This window comes from Turicibacter sp. GALT-G1, from assembly GCF_025594995.1.
GTDB classification, from domain to species: Bacteria; Bacillota_I; Bacilli_A; order MOL361; family Turicibacteraceae; genus Turicibacter; species Turicibacter bilis.
In genome coordinates, this window is sequence record NZ_JAMQUS010000038.1 from 1 (window position 1) to 8,923 (window position 8,923).

Annotated in this window: 6 protein-coding genes and 1 pseudogene; all 7 read left to right on the plus strand. The window is 31.7% G+C overall.

The window, feature by feature from the left end; all coding sequences use genetic code 11:
- Positions 1–624: 624 nt before the first annotated feature.
- The 7 genes and pseudogenes from NEH74_RS07230 to NEH74_RS07260 all read left to right on the plus strand — a co-directional run bounded on the left by NEH74_RS07230 (position 625) and on the right by NEH74_RS07260 (position 8,716).
- On the plus strand, positions 625–1,287 hold the full coding sequence (locus NEH74_RS07230) for a hypothetical protein (protein WP_147614370.1): 663 nt from the start codon (positions 625–627) through the stop codon (positions 1,285–1,287).
- A 1,074-nt stretch (positions 1,288–2,361) separates the two neighbouring features.
- Positions 2,362–2,595: pseudogene (locus tag NEH74_RS07235) on the plus strand (phage terminase small subunit P27 family); the annotation flags it as partial.
- 37 nt (positions 2,596–2,632) lie between these two features.
- Positions 2,633–3,073: a phage holin family protein gene (locus NEH74_RS07240; protein WP_055305642.1), complete on the plus strand. Its 441-nt coding sequence runs from the start codon at positions 2,633–2,635 to the stop codon at positions 3,071–3,073.
- Positions 3,074–3,075: 2 nt separating this feature from the next.
- Positions 3,076–3,975 carry an N-acetylmuramoyl-L-alanine amidase gene (locus NEH74_RS13625; RefSeq protein WP_055305643.1) on the plus strand — a complete coding sequence of 300 codons (900 nt, stop codon included), beginning with the start codon at positions 3,076–3,078 and terminating at the stop codon, positions 3,973–3,975.
- Positions 3,976–4,570: 595 nt separating this feature from the next.
- A complete protein-coding gene (locus NEH74_RS07250) occupies positions 4,571–4,756 on the plus strand; it encodes a hypothetical protein (RefSeq protein WP_055305644.1) in 186 nt (61 codons plus the stop codon).
- Between the two features lie 2,531 nt (positions 4,757–7,287).
- Positions 7,288–7,683, plus strand: coding sequence for a DUF6262 family protein (locus tag NEH74_RS07255; RefSeq protein ID WP_055305645.1), 396 nt, complete (start codon positions 7,288–7,290; stop codon positions 7,681–7,683).
- Positions 7,684–7,846: 163 nt separating this feature from the next.
- Positions 7,847–8,716, plus strand: a complete 870-nt coding sequence (locus NEH74_RS07260) for a TraX family protein (protein WP_055305646.1) — start codon at positions 7,847–7,849, stop codon at positions 8,714–8,716.
- Positions 8,717–8,923 lie beyond the last annotated feature (207 nt).

Here is an 8,923-nt window from a genome sequence, read left to right on the forward strand (position 1 = left end):
TGTTTAGTTTGCTAGCCTCAGATCTTATCGTTACTGAGGTGGTTTCTTAAGCTCAATAGAATAAGAAAATTAAAAAATTAGACAACACTCTAAATAAATAATAAATAAAAAACCCAACGGCCAAGCAAATAAAATAACCAATTAATCAGTCACATCAGTTTCAGTTTTGGGATGCAAAAAACTAAATTACATAAGTTTTAACAGTTAAAATTGCTTTTAAAATTGTTGAAATAAATTCAAATAATTAACGATTTATTTTTAAACTAAATTATTAATATCTTTGAAATAAAAAATGCAGGTATGAATTTCCTGCATTTTTTTGTATCTTCGCAATCTGTTAAAAGTTTTTCACAAAAATTTAGGGGTGTACCAACTAAACATTTAAATAGTTATTTGAAATGGTTCAAATAGAGTAAAATTTTTAAAGATGAAAAGAGCTCTTCAAAATTCAAACATCCTACGTTCAATCACAAGCAACATATGCAGGTACTCTGATTGAAGAAATTCTCTCAAGAAAACCTATATTTGTTTAGCTTAACGAGTTACTAAGAGTTTTTGTTGTAATTTTATGGTAAATAAATGTATAATATTCCTCGGAAATCGAATTTTGGTAGGAGGAAATATATGATATTAAAATCTATTTCTAATAAAAAATCACCTTTAATTTTACCGTTATTAGCATCTATACCAACATTTATCTTTATTTTTAATTCAATATTCTCATCTTCAGTTGTACACCACATATCTTCAGTCATAATCGAAACATTATTTCCAGGAGAAATATCATTGCTTGTCTTTCTACTATTATTAATCTTTCTTGGTTATTTATTTTGCTTTGACTTGTTTATAATTTCTCCGTGGTTAAGTTATATCTTTTTTAAATCTTTAAATAATAAGACTTCACTACCTCGTAGATTTTGGTTAATGAATATACTATTTTTTGTTATTCCACTGTTAATACTTTTTTTGCTTTTGATTATTTTTGAATGTCCTATTATTCTAATTGACATTGAGAATCCTTTTTATAATTTTTTTTACGGCGTATTTTTGTTTTTAATAGGAATTAGTTGCTCAACAAATTTATTTAAAAATAAAAAGTTCTCTATTGCTTTAATTTTGATTTTTACTATCTTTTATTTTTATAATGGCTTTACTTCCTCGCATGCAAAGGAATTTGATTTTAGATTTTTTTCCTACTATTTTCATTTTTTATTTTTTGCTGAAATATTTCTTTTTAAGCAACTGAGGGATAAGCCTTATCTCAAACGTAATTCTTTAGGAAAATAAAAAGAGTTTTTCATTTTATTGAAAGACTCTTTTTTATTAAATTTAATTATCAATATTTATATAAAACACAGTGTATAAATTTATCAATAATTTTCTAAAACAAAACCTTTACTATATAATTTGGAAACGAGGTGAGTTTGCTGCAAGGTTTTATATTTCTCTTTAACCGTTTCTTTTTGTTTAGGTTTGAACGATTAAATCCTTTAGAACTCTCTTTTTCCTTTAAAAGGAAATTATAAGCAATAATTTACAAATTAAGGATAATATAGTAAAATAGTAGTTGTCAAAAATAAATGACAAAAATGGGGAAAAATAACAACTACTTTTATAAAATTAGTTTTCCCAATAGATAGGGAACTATCTCCCGAAATCATTATTTTTCGTATTGAAAATTACAATTATTTTTACAATCAATTTTACTAACAGTTTTTCATCCTAAATTACAAGAACTTTTACAGCACTTTTTACAGACATAAAAATAGCGGTAATAAAATTATTACCACAAATTTTATAGGTGTAAAAATCTCTGAAAAAATGATGATTTTTTTGATTATAAATACTAAAAAGCATTGATATTACAATAAAAGCAGCCATTGTAAAAATGACTGCTTTTTTGTTTGTAAAAATTGATGTAATTTTATTTTTTGCATCCCAAAACTGAAACTGATGTAATCAGTCAAATAAAGTTTTTATATATTATTTTAAGCAGGTAGTGAAAGTGTATGCAATTGAACCTTACTGGGATGAAAACGTAAATGGAAGTATACTTATTATTGTAATGATTACGAAATATTACAAGAATCTCCTCCATTTACTCATCACTATTTTTTAAAATTCAAGAAAGTCTCTTATATTTTCTTCTAAGCCGTTCAACTGAATGGCTTTTTTAATAGCAATAAATGAAAGGGGAAATGAAAATGGAAAACAGATTAAGAGGAAATTGTGACTTGGCTTACAGTGCAAGAGAGGGATTGCCTGATGAAGTCAAAAGATGGTATGAGGCGATGGGTCACCTGGCATTTTCGAAGAAAATGTATCCTCCATTGCTAGGGAAAGGCCTGGCATTTAGAGGGGGCAGATGTGTTAAGTAATTTGGACATTGATTTAATTGAAATGACTGCCTATGCGATCTATCGAATGCGTCAAGCAAGGGAATCGCTCGATCAAGAGGGGCTATTGATTCAGCAAGGGGAAAAGCTCGTTAAAAATCCTGCGGCTAACATCGAAAAAGACTATCAGAAGATTTTTTGGCAGGGATGTATTCAGTTGGGGCTTAGTCCAGTCAGTCGAGCCAAACTAAGTAAATGATGAAGGCTAATTTTTAATCTGAAAGGGGGTGTGAAACGTGATAGCAACCAAAATGATAGAGGTCTTTTCACATGAAATTGTGGTGCCAGTTGGGGGAATGACATTGGTTGCTTTTTTGATGATATGCGATATTCTCAGTGGGATATTTAAAGCCGTCGCTCAAAAGCGTGGAATAAATTCAACAGTTGGGACTAATGGATTGATTAGAAAAGCGGGTGTTTTACTGGCATTATTAGTTTTTATTGTGATGGATTCTCTCATTGAATTAAACTTTGTTTCGCTTATTCCAAATGAGGTACTAGAAGTCTTAAACCTTCAACAGTCTAACATAGGACTTAGCCATGTGATGTTAGGCTTTTTTGGACTTTTTGAACTCGTGAGCTTATTTGAAAATTTAGGCGAAGTTGGGGTGCCATTACCAAACTTTATCATGAAATCTGTAGAACGCTTAAAAGTTACATTAGAGGGGGAAGAATAAAAATGTATACTATTAAACAAAACTTAGTTGCACAAGATATCTATTCAATCAAATGTCCATATTCCATGACTGCTGAATTTATCGTCGTTCATAATACCGCTAATGATGCAACCGCAGAGAATGAGGTTGCCTATATGATTGGTAATAAAAATCAAGTCTCTTTTCATTATGCCGTTGATGATCAAGAAGTCGTGCAAGGATTACCAATTGATCGAAATGCTTGGGCATGTGGCGATGGAGCGAATGGAAAAGGGAATCGCAAAGGAATTCAAGTTGAGATTTGTTATTCTAAATCAGGGGGAACACGCTTTGATCAGGCTGAAAAAAATGCCGCACACTTTATCGCCACTCTTTTAAGAGAGCGAGGTTGGGGCATTGAGAAAGTAAAGAAACATCAAGATTTTAGCAATAAATATTGCCCCCATCGAACTTTAGATAAAGGATGGAATGGCTTCATTCAAATGATTAAAAGTTATTTAAATGATATCCCCGTAGTATCCTCATCAGGCTTTATAGTCGGTGAGAAGGTTCGAGTGAAGGAATCAGCCACACAGTATGCAACAGGACAAGAACTGGCATGGTTTGTGAAAGGCTCGATTTATGAAGTCACAAAGGTAGCGGGAGATAAACTGTTGTTATCGGATATTATTTCATGGGTTTGGATCGATGACGTGGAAAAGGTGAGTGCTAATACCGTTGTTGCAACGACTCAAAGTTTCTTAGTTGAAATCATCTGTGATGAACTGAACATTAGACAAAAAGCCGACTTTAATTCTAAAATTGTGGGAACTGTTAAGCGGGGAGAAGTCTACACGATCATTCAAGAAGAAAATGGCTTAGGTAAACTCAAATCCGGTGTCGGATATATCAGCCTAAACTCAAAATACGTGAAAAGAAAATAACGAGGGAGAACGAAAGGTTCTCCTTTTTTGATATTATTAATGAATTAAAAAATTAGACATTTCTCTAAATAATGAGCTGGTGGACTCATGAGAAAAATGTGAAGGCAAAAGATGAGAAACTAGGCACAGCAAAAGCATCGACTCACCATTAATTCGGCGTGTATGTGTATTGTACATGATTAGAAGAGTAAACCTCATTGAAAACTCGGGGAGTTTTCCACGCAACCTAAAACAAAGTCCGTACAGACCAAAAAGAAGCGTTGAATAGCCCAAACATTTACCGAGGTCCAAAGTCCGTATACAACGTCTGATGAAGAATACTTAAAAGATATATTATCTATTATTGAAATGAACTTCAATGTTCTCTTTAAGTGTTAAAAACTTAATTATCATGAACTATCTTGCTACGAGAAATTATCAAATTACATTTCTGCCCAAATAATAAGTTAAAGCAGGGTAAGAAATAAGAAAACGGAAAGTAGTTAATGTGTTAATAGAATATTGGAATGCTACACGCTATTAAAAAACATCAGACACTACTAATGAATAATGAGTAGCATTTTTGTATAATAACATTGTAGGGGGTGATTGATAGATGGATGTATTAGGATTTGTTGATGCAAAGAAATATATTGAAAGATATTTATTAGAGTGTCAGTGTAGCAAACAGCATTGCATTGAGCAAGGTGATCTTGACTCAGCAAAAGAATTTGAACATCAGGAACGTGTAGTGATAGAAATGTTAAAACAAATGGAATTAGAACAAAAGGCTACTGAATAACAGTAGTCTTTTGTTTATTTAATGGAGATTGATTCATAGTAGCGGGACATTCTTTTTTCAATACCTAGAAGAAGTTCTCGTTCATAGAAATTGAAATACCCCAACGGTTGATGATAAGTCAACTATTGGGGTATTTTCTTATAAAGATAACTATGATTTAATACCTTTACTAAACACTATCTTCTGATTAAAGATAATACTGATATTGCAAGACAAATAAGAAAATCAAAACGACAGGAATGTGGTTTTGGTATCCTTATCTTTATAGTAATAAAAATATAAAAGGTGATTGAAAAAATCCCCCTTATCCCGCTACTATGAAAACTACTAACTACATCTTCCCCAATAAACACAATAAAGCATGGATAGGCTAATCACGTTATGACGTCATTAGCCCTTTCTTATGGTATTTTTCATTCTAAAACAAAGTCATCACTAAACATTCAATCTTGCCCTGGTCGCTACCATCTGTGAGATGGTTTGGCGTGGGCGATTGATGTTTAGTTTTTGATGATGAACGGAGATGATTCATAGTAGCAGGACTATCATACCCAGATATAATCTTAGAAGAGATAAAGCATTCCATCCCAAACGGTTGCCAGGCAACGATTGGGGATGGAATAATGATCTAATATTTTTTATTTAAAAGGGATTATTATCCATAAAGTCAATCTTCTGATACAAGAGAATATCTATGTAGTTAGGAGATAAGAAAACCCACACGGCAGAATCGCGGTGTGGGTATCCACGATTCTTTAAGAATGAATTAAAAATGCAGTTTGACTAACCATAGGCCTCCCGCTACCATGTCGCATTAAAACTTCAATGTCCACTAATAACAATAGAAAAAGGATAGGCGAATCACGCTTGCACGTCATTCACCTTTTCTGATTTGATGTTTAACACTAGGAGATTTATCATCACTAACTATCAATCCTCCCTGTGTCTCACATACTGGTGTATGGTGAGGGTGGGATGCTTGATAGTTAGGTATTTATATTTAACTAAGATAATTCTAAGTAGCGGGAGAGTCATTTTTTGATAAAGAATTAGACTAGGTATCAAGGAATGAAAGCCCCCAACGGTTATCAATAACGATTGGGGGCTTTCATTTAAATCTTATTTTATTTAAAAGCTATCTAGTATAAAGTAAATCAATCTTCTCATACAAGGGAATGTCTAGGTAGATAGGCAATAAGAAAACCCAAACGACAGCAAGAGATGTGGTTTGGGTATCCTTATATTTTTGAATAGGTTATAAAAGATAAGTTTAAATAATCAATCTCCTCCCGCTACTAGGTATGATGAAAATTCAATGCTCACGAATAACAGTAAGAAAAAGGATAGGTGCATTCGCCTTTTCTTATTAGATTTTTAGCACTAGCACTATGACTCACACTAACCATCAACCCACTTATTTCCCTACATACTGGCGTATAGTAGGGGCGTGGGGCTTGATGTTTAGTACTGTATTTAATAAAGGTCATTCATCGTAGCGGGAGATTTTTCGTTGTGGATAAAGACTAAAGCTTAGTACCAAGAAATTAATAAAAGCCTCAACGGTTGCAATGCAACTATTGGGGCTTTTATCTTTATCAAAAGAAGTATAAATACAAAGTTCGTAAATAAACAGTATCTTCTGATTAAGGAAGAAGTCAATGTAGCAAGAACAATAAGAAAACCAAAACGATATGAAATCATATGGTTTTGGTATCAATGCTTTTATAATAATAGGGATATAAAAGAAGATAAAAATAATCATAGGCATCCCGCTACCATGCGTGATTAAACTTCAAGGCTCCTTAATAACAACAAGTAAATGGATAGGCTAATCATGCACAAGCATCATTAGCCTTTTCTTATTGTAGGGGGATTTATAACCAGACAATCACTAAGCATCAATCCCCTTATTTGCCCATATCATACTGATGTTGGGAGTGTTAGGGCTTGATGTTTAGTTTTCATATTTAATACAGATTACCCATAGTAGCGGGAAAATCATTTCTATACCTAGTGGTAATCTTAGTACCTGGATTTCATGAAGCGGCTAACTGTTGCTTTGCAACGATTAGCGGTTCATGATCCTCAATAGTTATTAATAAAAGTTTCACTGTTCATAACAAAATAATCATATCTTCAAGGATAATGATTAATCACAAGTAATAAGAAAACCAACACGGCATAAATGCGGTGTTGGTATCCATCATGTTTTGATATAGATTTAAAAGGCAATAGAAGTAAGCATGAACTCTCCCGCTATAATAAACAATTCTTCTTCAATTCTACCCCTAAACCTCATGGTCTTGTTACTTGCCTTGGCTACTGGCGTAGCGCGGGCAGTACCAATCCCAAACGTTTTAGGTAGATGTATTTAATGAAGGTCATTCACAGTAGCGGGAGAATCTTTTTTATACCTAGTGACAATTAGGGTACATGGTTTTCATGAAGTTATTAACTATTGCTTTAGAGATTATCAATCGTGGAGAGGTATTTGAAGCCTCTAAACATTTTCATTAAAAGGAGCATTTTAAATGGCTAATAAGCATCCAAATACATCTGAAATAGTCAGATATAAAAAGCAAGAAAGTGAATCAAAAAAACAGGAGGTACTCTCAGTACTTAGAAGACTTCAATTATTGGATGACCCTATTAGTCATCCTATTTCAAAAGCTGAAATCTGTCGTCAAGCAGGTGTCAGCAAAACTTTTTTATATAGCTATCCTAATGAATTAGTAGCACCTATTAATGAGGCGATTAAAGAGCAAAATAAAAGGATAACCGCTATACTTCCAAAACAGAGTTTTAGCGAGTCATCCAAGGATAAGGTGATTGAATCATTAAAGAGGAGACTTCAATCGTTAGAAGAAGAAAATAAAAAACTTAAACGAGACAATGCAATATTGTTAGGAAAACTTTCAAAATTATAATCCTAAACTTCTAATTATTCTTATATACATTTATAAATGATTGTAAATTTGTTAATACTAATAAATTAAGGTATCAAAAAAATGTCTAACAATAATGATCTCTGTTGTTATATCCTGTTTTTTGGTATATAATGGGTTTTGTAATGTTTAGGGGGGGATTGGCATGTCTAATACTACTTTAAAAGTCATTGCTACGATTGCAATGTTAATTGACCATATTTTTTATTTCTTTCCTGGTATACCCCATGTTTTTCATTGGATAGGGAGAGTATCAGCACCTATCTTTTTGTTTTGTTGTGTATTAGGATATATTTATACGTCAAATAGAAAAAGATTTTTTCTTAGAATATACTCTTTAAGTGTAGTCGTAGAGGTAATGAATTACTTTTTAGGAATAGATTATTTAAGAATGAATTTTATACGAACGATTCTCTTAACAATCTGTCTTATTTTTATTTTCGATAAATTTAGAAATAAAAATAAAAAAGCTTATTTATATTTATTTGGATTTATTTTGTGGCAATTAGTATCATTTGGAGTTATTTCCTCTTTGGCGAATGTAGCAATTATAAGTGATAGTATTGCTTATCTATTAATTACAATTCTGGTTAATTTTGCTAATTTAGATGGTGGAATTTTGTTAGCTTTAGTTGGCTTATTCTTTTATATCTTTAAAAATAGTAAAGTAAAGTTATCAATTTCATTTATCATCTTGACGCTTTCGTATCTTATTCTTTTCAATTCAGCACTTATTCCGAGAATAGTTAGCTTTTTAGGTCAAAGTCCACAATATAGTAATCTACAAACAGTATTTATATCATTCTGCAAGGTAGTTTTAGGAGTTGACCCAATATTCGATGTAACAACAGATATATTATTTGGGAACCCACAATGGATGATGATATTTTCTCTAATATTTATACTGATGTATAATGATAAAAAAGGACGTGGATTAAAGTGGTTTTTCTATATTTTCTATCCACTACATATTGCTGTACTTTATATCATCAGTAGCCTTCTTATAAGTAAATAAATAAAAAAGAGCTTAGCTCTTTTTTATTTAAGCTGTGTTAGATAATCTTGTTGATACTTCTTTAGAAAAATCTATATTAAACAAAAAATTAAAACAGTTATTTTTTACGAATAAAATCGTGTCAAATAACTGTTTTATTATTTAAAAATAATATATGCACTATAAAGAAACCATAAATAATAACATTCTATTAATGTGCAAAACTAC

Coding starts and splice junctions, on each gene's coding strand:
- NEH74_RS07230 (WP_147614370.1), top strand. CDS start 625: ATGATATTAAAATCTATTTCTAATAAAAAATCACCTTTAATTTTACCG.
- NEH74_RS07260 (WP_055305646.1), top strand. CDS start 7,847: ATGTCTAATACTACTTTAAAAGTCATTGCTACGATTGCAATGTTAATT.
- NEH74_RS07250 (WP_055305644.1), top strand. CDS start 4,571: ATGGATGTATTAGGATTTGTTGATGCAAAGAAATATATTGAAAGATAT.
- NEH74_RS13625 (WP_055305643.1), top strand. CDS start 3,076: ATGTATACTATTAAACAAAACTTAGTTGCACAAGATATCTATTCAATC.
- NEH74_RS07255 (WP_055305645.1), top strand. CDS start 7,288: ATGGCTAATAAGCATCCAAATACATCTGAAATAGTCAGATATAAAAAG.